Annotated in this window: 14 protein-coding genes; 7 read left to right on the plus strand and 7 right to left on the minus strand. The window is 70.9% G+C overall.

What is annotated here, in order from left to right:
- The first annotated feature begins 110 nt into the window (after window positions 1-110).
- The 7 genes from B4K74_RS10735 (at window position 111) to trxA (ending at window position 10,103) form a co-directional block, all read left to right on the plus strand.
- On the plus strand, window positions 111-956 hold the full coding sequence (locus B4K74_RS10735) for a GNAT family N-acetyltransferase (RefSeq protein WP_286692918.1): 846 nt from the start codon (window positions 111-113) through the stop codon (window positions 954-956).
- 1 nt (window position 957) lies between these two features.
- Entirely contained in the window at window positions 958-1,419 is a 462-nt protein-coding gene (gene tsaE, locus B4K74_RS10740; RefSeq protein WP_286692970.1) for a tRNA (adenosine(37)-N6)-threonylcarbamoyltransferase complex ATPase subunit type 1 TsaE, read from the plus strand.
- On the plus strand, window positions 1,412-2,500 hold the full coding sequence (amgK, locus tag B4K74_RS10745; protein ID WP_286692919.1) for an N-acetylmuramate/N-acetylglucosamine kinase AmgK: 1,089 nt from the start codon (window positions 1,412-1,414) through the stop codon (window positions 2,498-2,500). The genes tsaE and amgK overlap by 8 nt, the downstream gene beginning before the upstream one ends.
- Window positions 2,497-3,210 (plus strand): N-acetylmuramate alpha-1-phosphate uridylyltransferase MurU, encoded by a 714-nt coding sequence (gene murU / locus B4K74_RS10750; RefSeq protein WP_286692920.1) that lies wholly within the window; start codon window positions 2,497-2,499, stop codon window positions 3,208-3,210. The genes amgK and murU overlap by 4 nt, the downstream gene beginning before the upstream one ends.
- Complete coding sequence (gene addB / locus B4K74_RS10755; protein ID WP_286692921.1) at window positions 3,207-6,224, plus strand: double-strand break repair protein AddB; 3,018 nt, start codon at window positions 3,207-3,209, stop codon at window positions 6,222-6,224. Before murU ends, addB begins: the two co-directional genes overlap by 4 nt.
- Window positions 6,221-9,682, plus strand: a complete 3,462-nt coding sequence (gene addA / locus B4K74_RS10760; RefSeq protein WP_286692922.1) for a double-strand break repair helicase AddA — start codon at window positions 6,221-6,223, stop codon at window positions 9,680-9,682. The genes addB and addA overlap by 4 nt, the downstream gene beginning before the upstream one ends.
- A gap of 82 nt (window positions 9,683-9,764) precedes the next feature.
- Window positions 9,765-10,103: a thioredoxin TrxA gene (gene trxA, locus B4K74_RS10765; protein ID WP_123288002.1), complete on the plus strand. Its 339-nt coding sequence runs from the start codon at window positions 9,765-9,767 to the stop codon at window positions 10,101-10,103.
- 3 nt (window positions 10,104-10,106) lie between these two features.
- Here trxA and B4K74_RS10770 read toward each other — a convergent pair whose 3' ends face one another.
- Genes B4K74_RS10770 through B4K74_RS10800 form a run of 7 tightly spaced genes read right to left on the minus strand, consistent with a single transcriptional unit; the run spans window position 10,107 to window position 16,680 of the window.
- Complete coding sequence (locus B4K74_RS10770) at window positions 10,107-11,381, minus strand: bifunctional folylpolyglutamate synthase/dihydrofolate synthase (RefSeq protein ID WP_286692923.1); 1,275 nt, start codon at window positions 11,379-11,381, stop codon at window positions 10,107-10,109.
- Between the two features lie 5 nt (window positions 11,382-11,386).
- A complete protein-coding gene (accD, locus tag B4K74_RS10775; protein WP_286692924.1) occupies window positions 11,387-12,304 on the minus strand; it encodes an acetyl-CoA carboxylase, carboxyltransferase subunit beta in 918 nt (305 codons plus the stop codon).
- 10 nt (window positions 12,305-12,314) lie between these two features.
- Complete coding sequence (gene trpA / locus B4K74_RS10780; protein ID WP_286692925.1) at window positions 12,315-13,145, minus strand: tryptophan synthase subunit alpha; 831 nt, start codon at window positions 13,143-13,145, stop codon at window positions 12,315-12,317.
- Window positions 13,142-14,356 carry a tryptophan synthase subunit beta gene (trpB, locus tag B4K74_RS10785; RefSeq protein ID WP_286692926.1) on the minus strand — a complete coding sequence of 405 codons (1,215 nt, stop codon included), beginning with the start codon at window positions 14,354-14,356 and terminating at the stop codon, window positions 13,142-13,144. Before trpB ends, trpA begins: the two co-directional genes overlap by 4 nt.
- Window positions 14,353-15,021: a phosphoribosylanthranilate isomerase gene (locus tag B4K74_RS10790; RefSeq protein WP_286692927.1), complete on the minus strand. Its 669-nt coding sequence runs from the start codon at window positions 15,019-15,021 to the stop codon at window positions 14,353-14,355. Before B4K74_RS10790 ends, trpB begins: the two co-directional genes overlap by 4 nt.
- A gap of 31 nt (window positions 15,022-15,052) precedes the next feature.
- Complete coding sequence (locus tag B4K74_RS10795; protein WP_286692928.1) at window positions 15,053-15,784, minus strand: 16S rRNA pseudouridine(516) synthase; 732 nt, start codon at window positions 15,782-15,784, stop codon at window positions 15,053-15,055.
- On the minus strand, window positions 15,781-16,680 hold the full coding sequence (locus tag B4K74_RS10800) for a class I SAM-dependent methyltransferase (RefSeq protein WP_286692929.1): 900 nt from the start codon (window positions 16,678-16,680) through the stop codon (window positions 15,781-15,783). The genes B4K74_RS10795 and B4K74_RS10800 overlap by 4 nt, the downstream gene beginning before the upstream one ends.
- Window positions 16,681-16,731 lie beyond the last annotated feature (51 nt).

Consider the following 16,731-nt stretch of genomic DNA (forward strand, 5'->3'; position numbering starts at 1 on the left):
TGGGCTTGCCAGAACGTAGGAACGCAGGCGTAGCACCGCCGGGCGGCTCCGGCAAAGCCTGCTCGCACACCGCGCTTGCCCGACCGCGCGGGAGCGGCGACAACCGGATCATGACGGTGGCCCCCGATTCCCGACATATCTGCGATGTGCTGATCGCCGAGCGCGCGCCGCGGCTGACGGGCTCGGTCGGCTGGCCGGTGATCCGGCCGTTTCTCTATGCCCTGCTGGGCTATGGCAAGGCGCGCCGGATGGCCGATGCGGTGGCGCCGATGGGCGGGGCCGAGGCACTGGATTACGTCTCGAAACTGCTGGCGCTGGACGTCAAGGTGATGAACGCCGACCGGATTCCGGAAAGCGGCCGCTGTGTGATCATCAGCAACCATCCGACCGGGATTGCCGACGGCATCGCGGCCTATGACGCCATCCGCGCGCGGCGACCGGATGCGATCTTCTTCGCCAATGCCGATGCGTTGCGGGTCGCGCCGCGACTGGGGGAGGTGGTCATTCCGGTCGAATGGGTGACGTCCAAGCGCACCCGTGAAAAGACCCGCGCCACGCTGGAGGCCGCCCGCGCCGCGTTCGAGGCCGAGCGGCCCGTGGTGCTGTTCCCAGCCGGGCGGCTGGCGCGCATCGCAAAAGACGGCAGCCTGACCGACCCCGAATGGCCCCCGACCGCCGTCAGTCTGGCGCGAAAATACGGGGCGCCGGTGGTGCCGATCCATATGGCGGGGCCCTATTCGCGGCTGTTCCACCTCTTTTCCCGCATCTCGCCCGAGCTGCGCGACATCACCCTGTTTCACGAGATGCTGAACAAGGCCGGGGGCACGTTCCGCCTGACGGTCGGGCCGACCATCCCTGCCGGGCGACTGGACACCGATGCGGCGCGCGCCACCTATGCGCTGAAGGCCTATGTCGAGCGGGTCCTGCCCGGCCAGCCGGATGCCCCCTTTGCCTGAAGTGCGCGAGATCCCTTTGGCCGACGAGGTGGCGACGACCCGGCTGGGTGCGGCGCTGGCGCAGCATGTGGCGGCGGGCGAGGCCCTGCTGCTGAGCGGCGATCTGGGCATGGGCAAGTCGACTCTGGCACGGGGGCTGATCCGGGCCCTGACCCGGCCCGACGAGGATGTACCGAGCCCGACCTTCACCCTGGTGCAGTTCTATGAAAGCACGCCGCCCGTGGCCCATTTCGACCTCTACCGACTGGAGGATCCGCGTGAGATCGACGAGATCGGCCTGTATGAGGCGATCGACGACGGCGCCGTGCTGATCGAATGGCCCGAACGTCTGGGGACAGGCGGCGCCGAGGCCTTGAGCCCGGACCGGCTGTCGGTCACGCTGGAGGCCGACGGCGCGGGCCGCCGGGCGCACCTGACGGGCTATGGGGTCTGGGCCGGAAAGCTGAAGGAACTGCATGTCTGAGCGGAATGCCTTGATCGCCGATTTCCTCGCCGGAGCGGGGCTGGCCGAGGCCCGGCGCGATCCCCTGCCCGGCGACGCCTCGACCCGGCGCTATGAGCGGCTGACCACGCCTGCAGGTTCGACCCTGATGCTGATGGATCAGCCGCCAGCGACCGAGTCCCTGCCCTGTGACCCGTCGTGGACGGCGGCACAGCGTCATGCGGCCGGCTGGAACGCCGTGGCGCGGCTGTCGGCCGGACGGATCGAGGCCTTTGCCGCTGTCGCCGCACACCTGCGCTATGCGGGTCTGTCGGCGCCCGAGATCGTGGCGGTCGATGCGCCGAACGGCCTGGCGGTGATCGAGGATTTCGGCGACGACCTGTTCGCCCGGGTGATCGAGGACGGCGAGCCGCAGGCGCCGCTGTATCTGGCTGCCGTCGAGGCCATTGCGCGGCTGCACCTGACCGGCCTGCTGCCCGAGGTCATGCCCGGCCTGGGGGGCGACTGGCCGCTGCTGACCTATGACGCCATAGCCCTTCAGGGGGGTGCCGACCTGTTCGTCGAGTGGATGCCGAAACTGTACCAAGGGCTGGAGTTCGGTCCGGCGGCGCGGGACGAATGGCAGGCCGCCTGGGCACCGGTTGTGGCCATGGGCGAGGCCAGGGCCTGGGTGATGGCACATCGCGACTATCATGCCGAAAACCTGCTTTGGCTGCCGGACCGTAGCGGCCATCGCCGCGTCGGCCTGATCGACTTTCAGGATGCGGTGCTGGCCCACCCGGTCTGGGACCTGCACTCCCTGCTGCAGGACGCCCGCCGCGATGTGCCGCCGGAGTTGGAGGCGGTCGCGCTCGACTACTATTTCGACATCATGCAGGTCGACCGCGAGGAATACCGCCGCGACTATGCCGCGCTGGCTGCGCTGAACGAGGCGCGGATTCTGGGGGTGTTTGCCCGGCTGATCGCGCGGGACGGCAAGCCGCGTTATCGCCAGTTCATGCCCCGCATGTGGGGCCATCTGGAACAAAACCTGAAACGTCCGGAACTGTCGCAGGTCAGGAGTTGGTTCGACCGTCATGTTCCGAAGGAGATGCGCGGATGACGGTTCCGACCACAGCCATGGTGCTGGCGGCAGGGCTGGGCACGCGGATGCGGCCCCTTACCGATGACCGGCCCAAGGCGCTGGTCGAGGTGGGCGGTCGGGCCCTGATCGACCATGTGCTGGACCGGTTGGGTGGGGCCGGAGTGATCCGGGCGGTGGTCAATGTGCACTGGTTCGCAGACCGGCTGGAGGCCCATCTGGCGGCGCGGGGGCGCGGGCCGGAGATCGTCATTTCCGACGAGCGGGCCGAACTGCTGGAGACCGGGGGCGGTCTGAAGAAAGCCATCCCCCTTCTGGGCGATGACGCGGTGTTCGTCGCCAATATCGACAGCGTCTGGACCGACCGGGGCGATGCGCTGGCGGAGCTTGCGGCCCTGTGGGACCCGGAGCGTATGGACGCAGCCCTGCTGCTGGCGCGGCGCGAGGGGGCGATCGGCTTTGAGGGCGGCGGGGATTTCTTCCTCGGCGAGGAAGGCCAGCTGACCTTCCGGGGCGAGGCGGCCGAGGCCCCCCTTGCCTATATGGGGGTGCACATCTGTCGGCCCGGCTATGTCGCCGGAGGGCCCGACGGAGCCTTTTCGCTGAGCGGGCTGTGGCGGCGGTCGGCGGCCGAGGGGCGGCTGTTCGGCTGTGTGCTGGACGGGGAGTGGATGCACGTCGGTGACCCCGGGGCCCGCGACGAGGCCGAGGCCCGGCTGACGAACCCATGAGCCGGTTCGATCCGTTTGCGGGCGCCGGGCCGCGCTGGTGGTCCATCGAGGCGCACCGGCCGTTTCTGGAGGATCTGGCGGCGGGAGTGCTGGACTGGCTGGGCGAGGACGCACCCGAGACCCTGAGCGATGCGGTCATCCTGCTGCCCAACCGGCGCGCGGCACGGGCCTTCACCGAAGCTCTGACCCTGCTGTCGGGCGACCGTCCCGTGCTGCTGCCCCAGGTGCGCCCCTTGGGCGATCTGGAGGAGGACGAGCCACCATTCGCGCCGGGCGAGCTGGAGCTGGACCTGAAGCCCGCCATCTCGCCGCTGAAGCGCCGGTTCGAGTTGGCGCAACTGGTGGCCGCTCACCACGGGGGGGCGGTCGAGCCTTTGCGCGCGCTGGAGATGGCCGAGGCGCTGGCGGCGTTCCTGGACTCCTGCCAGATCGAGGAGGTGGCCGATCCGGCCCGGGTCGCCGATCTGGTCCATGCGGATCTGGCCGAGCACTGGCGCTCTACCGCCGCCTTCCTGGCTGTGGCGGTGGAGGCATGGCCCCGGCGGCTGGACGAACTGGGCCTGAGCGATCCGGCAGCGCGGCGGGTGACGCTGCTGAAGCGGCTGGCCGAGGCGTGGGATGAAAGGCCGCCGACCTTCCCGGTGATCGCGGCGGGATCAACGGGCACGGTGCCCGCGGCGGCGACGGTGCTGGGGGCGGTGGCGCGCGCGCCCTCGGGCTGTGTGGTGCTGCCGGGACTGGACCGGGACCTGTCGCAAACGGCGTGGGACCAGATCGCAGACGACGACGGCGAGCAGCATCCGCAGGGGGCGCTGAAACGCCTGATCGGGCGGCACGGCATTGACCGGACCGAGGTACGGGCCTGGCCCGCGCGGGACGCGGGAGAGAGCGCGCGTCTGGGCCGGGCGCGGCGTCGACTGATCGCCGAGGCGCTGAAGCCGCCGAAGTCCACCGCCGACTGGACGAAAGCCATCACAGAAATGCGCGAGGGCGGCGGCGATCCCATCGCCGAGGGGCTGGAAGGCCTGACCGCCGTCACCGCCCGCACCGAGGAGGCCGCCGCCGCGCTGGCCGCGGTGCTGATGCGGGAGGGGGTGGAGAAACCCGGGCAGACCGTTGCGCTGGTGACGCCCGATCCGCTGTTCGCCCGAAGGGTTCAGGCGCGGTTGGGGCGGTGGGGGCTGAAGGCCGACTCCTCGGCGGGTTCGCCTTTGTCGGAAACGCCGGCGGGCGTGCGGCTGGCCCAGCTGGCGCAGCTGGCCAAGGCCTTCGGGGCGGTCCCGCTGCTGGCCATTCTGAAGCATTCGTGGACGACGCTGGCCGGGGCGGACGAGATCGAGGCGCTGGAGCGCGAGGGTCTGCGTGGGGCGGGGCCCGCCGACTGGGACGCGGTGCGACGGCGGCTGGAGACCAACCGATATCGGGCCGGCAAGCGCCGCAAGGATGAAGATCAGGCGCGCATCGACACGGGCCACGGTCTGGTGGACCGGCTGGAGGGCGTGCTGTCGGCTCTGACCGGCATGGACGAGGCACCGCCCGCCGACTGGGCGCGGGTGATCTGCGAGGCGGCGGAGGCGCTGGGCGAAGGCGTTGAGATCTGGCGTGGGCCGGACGGGGCCAGCGCGGCGCGGCTGATGGCGGCCCTGATGACCGAGGGCGCGGAGGCGGGCGTGCTGAACGCCTCCGCCTTTGCGGAACTGCTGGGCCGGCTGATGGGCGCGGAGGTGGTGCGCACGGGCGGCGACGCGCATCTGCGTCTGAGAATTCTGGGCGCCATCGAGGCGCGGCTGGTCCGGGCCGACCGGGTCATTCTGGCGGGGCTGGAGGAGGGGGTGTGGCCGCGCGGCGGGGGGACGGATCCGTTCCTCTCCCGGCCCATGCGCAAGACCCTGGGCCTGCCGCCGCCCGAGCGCCGCATCGGCCTGTCGGCCCACGACTTCGCCCAGATCGCCTGCGCGCCGGAGGTCTATCTGTTGCACACGGAGCGGCGGGACAATCAGCCGTCGGTGAAGTCGCGCTGGCTGTGGCGGCTCGAGACGCTGGTGCGCGGGGCGTTCCCGGAGGCGCCGCGCCTGCCGCAGCGGCCGGACCTGCATGATCTGGCCCGGCGGCTGGACGCGCCCGACGCCGATCCGCCGCAGACCCTGAAGCCCGCCCAGCGCCCCGCCCCGACGCCGCCCGTCGCGGCGCGCCCTGACAAGATGTCGGTGACGCGGGTGGAGGAATGGGTGCGCGATCCCTACGCCACCTACGCCCGCTTCGTGCTGAACCTGCACCAGATGGAGCGCCCCGACGAGCGGGTGGACGCCCGCCTGCGCGGCACGGCCATCCACAGTGCGCTGGAGGTATTCGCCCGCGAGTGGGAGACGTTGGGTGAGACCGGGGCGCAGGACCGGTTCCTGACGCGCTATCTGGACGAGCTGGAGGCGGCGGGCATGACCCCGGCGGCACTGGCCCGCGAACGGGCACTGGGCGCGCGCATGGCGGACTGGGTGACCGGGTTCGAGCGCGACCGCCGGGCCGGGCGGCCCCATGTGGCGTTGGAGGCCTACGGCGAGTGGTCGCCCATCGAGGGCTTCCTGCTGACCGCCCGGGCCGACCGCATGGAGGTGGCCGAGGGCCGCCTGTCGGTGATGGACTACAAGACCGGCGCGCCGCCGTCGAAGAAACAGGTTGAGAGCGGTTTCAACGCCCAGCTGTCCCTGACCGCCGCCATCGCTCGCGAGGGCGGGTTCGGGGCCGTGCTGAAGGCCGAGCCGGACGACCTTCTGTATGTGCGCCTGACCGGGCGAGACCCGGCGGGCGAGATCATGGATCGCAACGGCGAGGCGGGGGCCCCCGCCCTGGCCGATGAGGCGGTGGAGGGGCTGAGGCAACGCATCCGGCAGTACGCCAGCCCGAGCCAGCCCTACCGCTCGCGCATCGCGCCCCAGTTCGCCCAGGCGCGGGTGTCGGACTATGACCATCTGGCCCGGGTGGCCGAATGGTCCACGGCGGCGGAGGATGAGGGATGACGCGCTCCCCCCAGGCCATCGCCGCCGATCCGGCGGTCAACGCCTTCGTCATGGCCAACGCCGGGTCGGGCAAGACCACGACCCTGGTCAACCGGGTGGCGCGGCTGCTGCTGGCCGGGTCGGCGCCCGGCGCGATCCTGTGCCTGACCTTCACCAAGGCGGCGGCGGCGGAGATGCAGCGGCGTCTGTACGAGCGGCTGGGCGACTGGGCGGTGGCCGGCGACGCGCGGCTGAGGGACCAGCTGGCCGAGCTGGAGGAGCGCGCGGCCGACAGCTTCGACGCCCATGACCTTTCGCGGGCCCGCGCCCTGTTCGCAAGGGCGCTGGAGACGCCGGGCGGGCTGAAGATCCAGACCATCCACGCCTTCTGCGAGCAGCTGCTGCGGCGCTTTCCGGTGGAGGCGGAGGTCTCGCCCCTGTTCCGCGTCATCGACGAGGCCGAGGCCGCCGACATCCGCCGCCGTGCCCGCGACCGGGTGGCGCTGGCCGACGACATTGCGGGGCTGGCGGGCGCCTATCTGCACATGGCGGGAAAGCTTTCCCAGCCCGATTTCGAGGCCATGTTCGACCGGTTCGAGTCCAAGCGGGCCGAGCTGACCGCCTATGTGGCCGAGGACGGCGGGGCGGCGACCCTTCAGGACCGGGTGGCGGCCTCGGTGGGGCTGGAGGGATGGACCGAGCCGGAGGCGGCGGAGCACGCGGCGGTGACGGCGCCGGACTTCGACGCGGCGGCCTGGCTGGACGCGGCGGCGGCTTGCGCGCGGGGCGGCGAAAAGGGCGACCAGCCCATGGGGCTGAAGCTTCAGGCGGTGGCCGAGGCGGTGCTGGCCGGCGAGGCGCCGGTCGATGCGGCGCGCGAGATCTTCTTCACCGGCACGGGCGAGCCTCGCAAGCGGCTGGGCACCAAGGCGGTGGACCCGGCGACCCTGGACTGGCTGGCGCGCGAGCAGGCGCGGCTGGCCCAGCATTTCGAGCGGGCCCGGGCGGCCAGGGTGGCGCTGGACACGGTCTCCGCGCTGGTGCTGGCCTATGCCTATGGCCGGTCCTATGAGACGGCCAAGGCCACGACCGGTGCGCTGGACTTCGCAGACCTGATCCAGCGGGCGCGGCATCTGCTGACCGACGGGCCGGGCGCGGCCTGGGTGCTCTACAAGCTGGACGGCGGCGTCGATCACGTGCTGGTGGACGAAGCGCAGGACACCTCGCCCGAGCAATGGAGCATCGTGCGCGCCCTGACCGCCGAGTTCTTCACCGGGGCCGGATCGCGGGACGGGACAGCGCGCACCGTCTTCGTGGTGGGCGACGAAAAGCAGTCGATCTTCTCGTTCCAGGGGGCCGCGCCCGAGCGACTGGCGGCCGAGGCGCAGGACTATGACCGGGCTATCACCGGCGTGGGCGGGGTGTTTCAGGGGGTGGAGCTGCTGCAGTCCTGGCGCTCCACCGCCGAGGTGCTGGCCGCCGTGGACGCGGTGTTCGCCGAGCCGGCCCTGGCCCGCGCCCTCAGCCCCGGCCGGGGCGAGGCGGGCGAGGACGCCGCCGCCCTGATCCGGCATCAGGCCGCGCGCGCCGACGGGCTGGCGGGGACCATCGACCTGTGGCCGCCGCTGCAGGACGAGACCGACGAAGAGCGCCGCGCCTGGGACGAACCGCTGGACGCCTCGACCGCGCGGGGCGCGCGCCGCCGGGTGGCCGAGCGCATCGCCGACGAGATCAGGACCTCAGTGGAGGCCGGGCACGCGGTGCACGACAAGAAGGCCGGCCTCCGCCCGATGGACTGGGGCGATGTGCTCATTCTGGTGCGCAAACGCGGACCCATGTTCGAGGAGGTGCTGCGGGCGCTGAAGCAGCGGGGCGTGCCGGTAGCGGGAGCCGATCGGCTGACCCTGTCGGCCCATCCGGTGTTCCAGGACCTGCTGGCGCTGGGGCGGGTGGCCCTGCAGCCCGCCGACGATCTGACGCTGGCGGGGGTGTTGCGTTCGCCCCTGTGCGACCTGTCGGAAGAGGCGCTGTTCGAACTGGCTCATGGCCGCGAGGGCTCGCTGTGGGGCGTGCTGAACGCGCGGGCCGGGCAGGATCCGACGCTGGCGGAGGCGCGGGACCTGATCGCCGATTTCCGCGAGGCGGCGCGCGTCATGACGCCGTTCGACCTTTACGGCCGCCTGCTGAACCGGCTGGACGGGCGGGGCCTGAGCGTGCGGCAGCGGTTCCTGACCCGGCTGGGATCCGAGGCGGCCGACGCCATGGACGCCTTCCTTGATCAGGCGCGCGCGGCGGAGGGGCGAGGTCCGGCCGATCTGGAACGGTTCTGCCACCTGCTGGCCTCGCTGGACCAGACCATCAAGCGCGAGATGGATGAGCCGCGCGGCGAGGTGCGGGTGATGACAGCGCATTCGTCCAAGGGGCTGGAGGCGCCGGTGGTGATCCTGCCCGACGTGATCTTCGAGGAGCCCCGGGGCGACGCCCTGCTGGAGACGGAAGGCGGCGCCTTCCTGTGGTGCGGCTCGTCCGGCGAGGACTGCGCCGCGTCGCAAATGGCGCGGGACGCGCGCAAGCGGCGGGGCGAGGAGGAGTCGCTGCGGCTGCTCTACGTGGGCCTGACCCGGGCGCGGGACCGGCTGATCGTCACGGGACGCTACGCCTCCAACCGCAAGCTGGAGAATCTGAAGGCGTGGTGGGCGCCGATCCTGTCCGCCTTCGAGCGGCTGGAGGGGGTGCGCGAGGTGAAGACCGCCACGGGCGAGGCCCGGCGGTACGGCGCTGATCCGGTGGCCATGGCGCGGACCGCCGCGCCAGCCGTCGCCGTCCCGCCGCCGCCGGCCTGGCTGACCACCGCGCCTCGGGCCGAGGCGCCGGAGCGTCGCATGGCCCCGGGCCGGATGGAGGACGCCGCGCGCACGCCCGCGCCGTCGCCCCTGTCGTGGGTCGGCGGCGGGCTGGGCCGCTGGCGGCGCGGGGAGCTGATACACCGCCTGCTGGAGCGGTTGCCCGACGTGGCGCCCGATCGGCGGGGCGCGGCGGCAGTCGCCCTGCTGGCGGGGGAGCCCGATCTGGAGGCGGCGCAGAAGGCCGAGATGGCCGCGGCGGCGCTGGGGGTCCTGGACGATGCCCGCTTCGCCGAGGTATTCGGCCCGGCCTCCCGGGCGGAGGTGGCGCTGTCCGGTTCGGCGCCGGAGCTGCCCGCGGGCGTGGTGGTGTCGGCACGGCTGGACCGGCTGGTGGTGACGCCCCGGCGGGTGCTGGTGATCGATTTCAAGACCAACCGCCCGGCGCCGGACCGCGTCGAGGACGCCGATCCGGCCTATGTGCGCCAGTTGGCGATCTACTGGGCCGTGCTGCGGCGGCTGTATCCCGAGCGGACGGTCGAGGCCGCGCTGGTGTGGACCGACGGGCCACGCCTGACGCCGGTTCCCGAAAGCCTGATGCGGCAGGCGCTTCACGCGCTTGTGCCCGCCCTGTAGTCTTCACCTTGAACGGGACGGGATTCGTCCCACATCCGATAGCCGAGGGGCGCCCGCCGCCCCGCCTGCAGAGAGCCTCCCCATGACGACGATCAAGGTCACCGACGACAGCTTCGAGACCGATGTGCTGAAGGCCTCCACCCCCGTGCTGGTCGACTTCTGGGCGGAATGGTGCGGTCCCTGCAAACAGATCGGACCGGCGCTGGAACAGATCGCCGACGAAATGGCCGGTCAGGTCACCGTCGCCAAGCTGAACATCGACGACAGCCCCATGACCCCGTCGAAACTGGGCGTGAAGGGCATCCCGACCCTGATGCTGTTCAAGGACGGCCAGATGACCTCGATGAAGGTCGGCGCCATCCCCAAGGGCAAGATCGCCGAATGGCTGGCCGAACAGGGGATCGGCACCGCCGCAGCCTGAGGGCTAGACCGGCCAGGTGTCCTCGGACGCGGCCAGCACTTCCCCCGCCAGATAGAGCGAGCCGCAGATGATGATGCGGCCGGCGCCGAGGTCGAGCGCGCGGCGGACCGCCTCGTCCACGCTGTCGGCGGGCATGGCGCCCAGCCCCTGACCCCGGGCCACAGCCGCCAGCGCCTCGGCCGGGACGGCCGCGCCCTCGAAATCGACGGTGATGACTGGTGCATCCAGCAGGCGCAGGGTCTGGAAAAAGCCGCCCGCATCCTTTGAGGCCAGCAGGGCGACGATCAGGGCCATGGGCCGGGGATCCCGACGCTGACGCTCCAGCAGGGCCTCCGACAGGGCGCGGCCTGCGTGGGGATTGTGACCGCCGTCCAGCCACAACTCGGCCCCTGCAGCCTCTGCGCGGGTGCCATAGGGCCCGGCCTTCAGCCGCTGCATGCGGGCGGGCCAGACGGCCGAGGTCAGACCGGCCTCGATGGCGTCCACGGTCAGGCCGAGGTCGAGCGCGGCGGCGACCGCCAGACCGGCATTGTCGATCTGGTGCGGGCCCGTAAGGTTCGGCAGGGGCAGGTCCAGCAGCCGGTCGGCGCCCTGGAAGACCAGCCGCCCGTGTTCGACAAAGGCGTCGATGTCCTCGCCCATGACCGACAGGGCGACGCCATTACGGGCCGCGACCCGGCCGATGACGTCGCGGGCGACCTCGGGCTGGCGGGCAACCACAGCCCGCCCCCCCCGCTTCAGAATGCCGGCCTTTTCACCCGCAATCCTTGCCAGATCGGTGCCGAGGAACTCCGCATGGTCATGGTCCACCGGGGTGATGACGGCCAGCTGCGGCACCGGCAGGACATTGGTGGCGTCCAGCGATCCGCCCAGCCCGACCTCGATCAGGGCCAGATCGGCGGGCACCTCGCTCATGGCGACAAAGGCTGCCGCCGTGGTGCTTTCGAACACGGTCGCCTCGCCCGGGATGGCCTCGATCCGGTCGAGGATGGCGTCCAGCGCCGCATCGCTGATCAGGCTGCCAGCCAGCCGGACGCGCTCATTGAACCGCACCAGATGCGGCGAGGAATAGACGTGGACCCGCAAGCCCGCCGCCTCGGCCATGGCGCGCAGGAAGGCGATGGTCGAGCCCTTGCCATTGGTCCCGGCCACATGGACCACAGGCGGCAGGCTCAGCTGCGGATCGCCCAGCGCCGCGCACAGGGCGGTCATCCGCTCAAGCGACAGGTCGATCCTTTGGGGATGCCGGGCCCGCAGTCGCGCGGAGATCGGGTCCACGGCGGTCAGGCCGCCTTGCGGCCGTCCATCAGCATGGACAGGATCTGACCCAGCACGCGGGGCAGGTCGGCACGGGGGACGACGCGGTCCACCATGCCTTTTTCCTGCAGATATTCAGCGCGCTGGAAGCCGGGGGGCAGTTTCTCGCGGATGGTGGCCTCGATCACGCGCGGGCCAGCAAAGCCGATCAGGGCGCCGGGCTCAGCCAGGTGGACATCGCCCAGCATGGCATAGCTGGCGGTCACACCGCCGGTGGTGGGATCGGTCAGCACCACGATGAAGGGCAGGCGCTGGGCCTTCAGGTCCTGGATGGCCAGGGTGGTGCGGGCCATCTGCATCAGGCTGAGCGCGCCCTCCTGCATGCGGGCGCCGCCGGCGGCGGTGTAGCAGACCAGCGGCACCTTGCGTTCGATGGCAGCCTCGGCGGCAGCGATGAAGGCCTCGCCCGCAGCCATGCCCAGCGAACCGCCCATGAAGGTGAAGTCCTGCACGATCACGACGGCCGGGCTGCCGCCCACCTCGCCATAGCCGATGGCCATGGTGTCCCGACGTCCCGAGGCCTTGCGCGCGGCAGCCAGACGGTCGCGATAGGGCTTGCCGTCCGAGAAGTTCAGCGGGTCCTCGGGCACCTCGGGGGTGTCGATGGGTTCGAACGCGCCGTCGTCAAAAGTGTAGCGCAGCCGCGTCGGCGCATTGATGCGCATATGGCGGCCGGTGGGCGTGACCCACAGGCTGGTCTCGAGGTCCGACCGATACAGCATCTCGCCCGTATCGGGGTCCTTGACCCACAGATTGTCGGGCGTGTCGCGGCGGCCGACGATCTTGCGCACCCCGGGCGCGAAGCGGCTCAGCCAGCCCCCCCTTGCTTGTGCCGGGGGACGCGCGGGCGGTTGCGGACGGTCGGGGGTCTTGCGATCAGCCATGGGCGGTCTTCTACACGATTTCGGCGGCGCGCGCGTTATGCACGGCGTGCGACAGGTCCCGGGCAAGGGACAGAACGTCGGCCACCGGATCACGGTTCTCGGTCACGGCGGCCTCGATGCGGTCGACAAGCGCCGAGCCAACCACCACCGCATCGGCAACGCGGGCGATTTCAGCGGCGCGTTCGGGTGTCTTGACGCCAAAGCCGACCGCGACGGGCAGGCCGGTCGCGTTGCGCACACGGTCCACGGCAGGCGCGACATCGCCGGCGACGGCTTCCTTGACCCCGGTCACACCGGCGACCGAGACATAATAGACAAAGCCCGAGGTGCCGCGCGCGATGACCTTCAGCCGGTCATCGTCCGAGGTCGGCGTGGCCAGCCGGATCAACGACAGGCGGGCTGCATCCATGGCTTCGACCAGATCGGCGGATTCCTCGGGCGGGCAATCGACGATGATCACGCCATCCACGCCTGCCGCATCGGCCGCCTCGGCAAAGGCCTGATAGCCCATCTGTTCGACCGGGTTCAGATACCCCATCAGGATCAGGGGGGTGTCAGCATTCCCCTCGCGGAACCGGCGCGCCAGCTCCAGCGTGCCCTTCAGCGTCAGGCCCGACTTCAGCCCGCGCAGGGCGGCGCGCTGGATGGTCGGCCCCTCGGCCATGGGATCGGAAAAGGGAAAGCCCAGCTCCAGCACATCGGCCCCGGCCTCGACCAGACCGTTCAGGATGTCGAGCGTGGCCCCGGGCGACGGATCGCCCGCCATGACATAGGCGACAAAACCCGCCCGACCCTCGGCCTTCAGCGAAGCAAATCGGGCGTCAATACGGGCGGTGGTCACAGCTCCACCCCCAGATGCTTCGCGACCGAGAAGATGTCCTTGTCGCCGCGACCGCACAGGTTGAGGACCACGTTTCCGCCCTTGCCGACCTCGGCCGCGACCTCGCCGACGCGGGCCAGGGCGTGGCTGGGCTCCAGCGCAGGGATGATGCCCTCCAGCTTCGAGCACAGCTGGAAGGCCTCCAGCGCTTCGGCGTCGGTGGCGGCGCGGTATTCGGCGCGGCCCGTCTGGTGCAGCCAGGCGTGCTCCGGGCCGATGCCCGGATAGTCGAGGCCCGCCGAGATCGAGTGCCCCTCCAGGATCTGGCCGTCGTCGTCTTGCAGCAGATATGTGCGGTTGCCGTGCAGCACGCCGGGGCGGCCGCCCTGCAGGCTGGCGGCGTGGGAATTGCCCTCCAGCCCCAGACCCGCGGCCTCGATGCCGATCAGGCGCACACCCTCATCGCCGATGAAGGGGTGGAACAGGCCAATGGCATTGGAACCGCCGCCGATCGCCGCCACACAGGCGTCGGGCAGGCGACCGGTGCGGGCCAGCATCTGTTCCCTGGCCTCGCGCCCGATGACGCTCTGGAAGTCGCGGACCATGGCCGGATAGGGGTGCGGACCCGCCGCCGTACCGATGATGTAGAAGGTGTCGCCGACGTTCGAGACCCAGTCGCGCATGGCCTCGTTCATGGCCTCCTTCAGCGTCGCGCGGCCATTGGTGACGGGCCGCACCTCGGCCCCCAGCAGCTTCATGCGGAAGACATTCGGCGCCTGACGCTCGATGTCGGCAGCGCCCATATAGACGATGCAGGGCAGGCCGAACCGGGCACAGACGGTTGCGGTCGCCACGCCGTGCTGGCCGGCGCCGGTCTCGGCGATGATGCGGGTCTTGCCCATGCGGCGGGCCAGCAGGATCTGGCCCATGCAGTTGTTGATCTTGTGCGCGCCGGTGTGATTCAGCTCATCGCGCTTGAACCAGATATTGGCGCCACCGTGATGCTCGGTCAGCCGCTCGGCAAAATAGAGGGGGCTGGGTCGACCGACATAGTGGGTCAGGAAGTCGTCCAGCTCGGCCTGGAACGACGGATCGGCGCGCGCCGCGTCCCAGGCCGCTTCCAGCTCGTGGACGGCGGGCATCAGGGTTTCGGCGACGAACCGGCCGCCGAACGGACCGAACCGGCCCTCGGCGTCAGGCCAGGTGTAAGCGTTTGAGAGCGAAGCGTTCACGATGACTGTTTCCCGGGGAGGGTACCTACGGCCTCAAGAAAGGCACGGATGAGGGCGGGTTCCTTAACACCCGGCGCGCGCTCGACGCCAGAGGACACATCGACCATGGGTGCGCCGGACAGCCGCACCGCTTCGACCACATTGCTCGGGTTCAACCCCCCCGCGAGGAACCACGGACGCGGCAGATCCGCCCCCCTGAGCAGCGTCCAGTCGAAGCTCAATCCCATCCCGCCGGGCAGGGCGGCGTCTGCCGGGGTGCGGGCGTCGAACATCATGTGATCGGCCACCGGGGCCCAGTCGGCGACCGGCGTCAGGTCGTCAGGCCCCGAGACCGGCAGGCATTTGATGATCCCGGCCCCGGTGCGTGCTCGCACCGCCTCCGCCCGCTCGGGCGTCTCATGGCCGTGCAGCTGGATGAAGTCGGGGGCGACATGCCGGGTCAGGGCGGCCAGCAGGGCATCGTCGGGATCGACCGTCACCACCACGACCTTCGCGCGGCGGTCCTGCATCAGGCCGGTCTGGTCCAGCAGGCGTCGCGCGTCTTCGGGCGCGAGATGGCGCGGGCTTTTCTCGAACGCCACCAGACCGACGAAGGCGGCGCCGGCTTCGACAGCGATGGTCAGGGTTTCAGGCGTTGTCAGCCCGCAGATCTTGGCCAAGGTCATGGCGGTCAGGTGAACCGGCGGGTCCCGGCGGTCAAGCGAAGATCAGGGCGATCTGCTCCGGGCTCAGCAGCCGCCATTCGCCCGGGGGCAGGTCGTCGGGCAGGGTCAGGGCGCCGACCCGCTCGCGGTGCAGCGTCTCGACGTGATTGCCCACGGCCGCGAACATGCGCCGCACCTGATGATAGCGCCCCTCGGTCACCGTCAGGGTCGCCTCGGTCGGGGTGATGACCTCGAGGATGGCGGGCGACAGGGGCTTGTCCTCGCCCTCCAGCACCAGCTCGCCCGAAGCGAACAGGGCATCTTCGCCGCCCTCCAGCGGACGGGCCAGGGTGGCGCGATAGACCTTGGCCACATGGCGTTTGGGGCTGATGATCCGGTGCAGCAGGACCCCGTCGTCGGTCAGCAGCAACAGGCCGGTGGTCTGCTTGTCCAGCCGTCCGACGGTCGAGATGGCCGGGTCGCGCCGGCGCCAGCGCCCCGGCAGCAGGTCGAACACCAGCGCCCCGTCCTCCTTGTGCGAACAGGTCATGCCCAGCGGCTTGTGCATCATCATCACCAGCCCCGGCAGGGGATCGAGCGGTTCGCCGTCGATCTCCATCCGCGACGGCAGGTCGGGCGAAAGCGCGATCCGCTTCGACACATCGGTCAGGTCCACCCCGTCCAGCACAATGCCGCCGGCCTTGGCCATCCGCGCCATTTCGGTGCGCGAGCCATAGCCGAGCGAGGACAGCAGGCGGTCGACACGGGCGGTGGGGGTCTTCACTTCTTCGCCTCGATGATCTTGTAGCCCTCGCCTTCGACCACGGCCCGCACTGCCTTGAAGGCCGACTTCAGCCCAGCCTCGTACGGCAGGTGCCGGTTGGCGACCATCCACAGCATGCCCCCGGTGCGCAGCGACTTCGCCGCCCGGTCGATGAAGGCCTGACCCAGCGCCCGGTCTTCGGCTCCGCCGTCGTGGAAGGGCGGATTGGCGACGACGAAATCCAGATCGGTCAGGCTGTCCAGCGTGCGCACATCGGCCCACAGGTGCCGGGCGCGCGGGTCGGTCAGGTTGCGTCGCGCCGCCTCGACCGCGCGCCGATCCAGATCGATCAGGGTCAGTTCGGAGACCGCTTCCTGCGCCAGCACCGCCTGCCCCAGCGCGCCATGGCCACAGCCAAAGTCCGCGCCCCGCCCCTTCAGACTCTCCAGGTGCCGGATCAGCAGGGCCGTGCCCGGATCGACCCGGTCCCAGGCGAACAGGCCCGGCTGAGTCCAGATGCCGGACTCCGGATCCTGTCGCAGGGCACCCGCCTTGATCGACACCTCGATCCCGGTCAGCGCGTCCGGTCGCGTCGCCAGACACCGCTTGTGGTGGGCCTTGGAGACGACCTCGCAGTCGACCCCGAAGCCCTTCAGCTCCTTCGCCAGCCGGGCGCCGCCCCTGGTCTTGGGCGCCATGACATCGAGGCGACCGCCCGGCTTCAGGGCCCGCAGCACCAACGCCAGCGTATAGCGCCGCTCTATGGCACCGGCGGGGGCATGGACCACGGCCTGATCCGCGCTTTCGGGCGCCAGATCTTCCAGCACGGCCGCGCCGGGCACGCGGGGCGAGACCTGCACCGCATCGGTGGGCGGATCGAAGACGAGCGGCGGGCGACCGAAGATCAGGCTGTTCATAAGGCGGCCTATAGCGGCAATTGTCGCCCCGGGCACGGGTGACACGTCCGG

Source organism: Brevundimonas sp. UBA2503 (assembly GCF_002341485.1).
Taxonomy (GTDB): domain Bacteria; phylum Pseudomonadota; class Alphaproteobacteria; order Caulobacterales; family Caulobacteraceae; genus Brevundimonas; species Brevundimonas halotolerans.

What these genes read in the sequence shown, in the direction of transcription:
- B4K74_RS10735 (WP_286692918.1), top strand. Translation starts at nt 111, where the DNA reads ATGACGGTGGCCCCCGATTCCCGACATATCTGCGATGTGCTGATCGCC.
- amgK (WP_286692919.1), top strand. Translation starts at nt 1,412, where the DNA reads ATGTCTGAGCGGAATGCCTTGATCGCCGATTTCCTCGCCGGAGCGGGG.
- murU (WP_286692920.1), top strand. Translation starts at nt 2,497, where the DNA reads ATGACGGTTCCGACCACAGCCATGGTGCTGGCGGCAGGGCTGGGCACG.
- addB (WP_286692921.1), top strand. Translation starts at nt 3,207, where the DNA reads ATGAGCCGGTTCGATCCGTTTGCGGGCGCCGGGCCGCGCTGGTGGTCC.
- addA (WP_286692922.1), top strand. Translation starts at nt 6,221, where the DNA reads ATGACGCGCTCCCCCCAGGCCATCGCCGCCGATCCGGCGGTCAACGCC.
- trxA (WP_123288002.1), top strand. Translation starts at nt 9,765, where the DNA reads ATGACGACGATCAAGGTCACCGACGACAGCTTCGAGACCGATGTGCTG.
- accD (WP_286692924.1), bottom strand. Translation starts at nt 12,304, where the DNA reads ATGGCTGATCGCAAGACCCCCGACCGTCCGCAACCGCCCGCGCGTCCC.
- B4K74_RS10790 (WP_286692927.1), bottom strand. Translation starts at nt 15,021, where the DNA reads ATGACCTTGGCCAAGATCTGCGGGCTGACAACGCCTGAAACCCTGACC.
- B4K74_RS10800 (WP_286692929.1), bottom strand. Translation starts at nt 16,680, where the DNA reads ATGAACAGCCTGATCTTCGGTCGCCCGCCGCTCGTCTTCGATCCGCCC.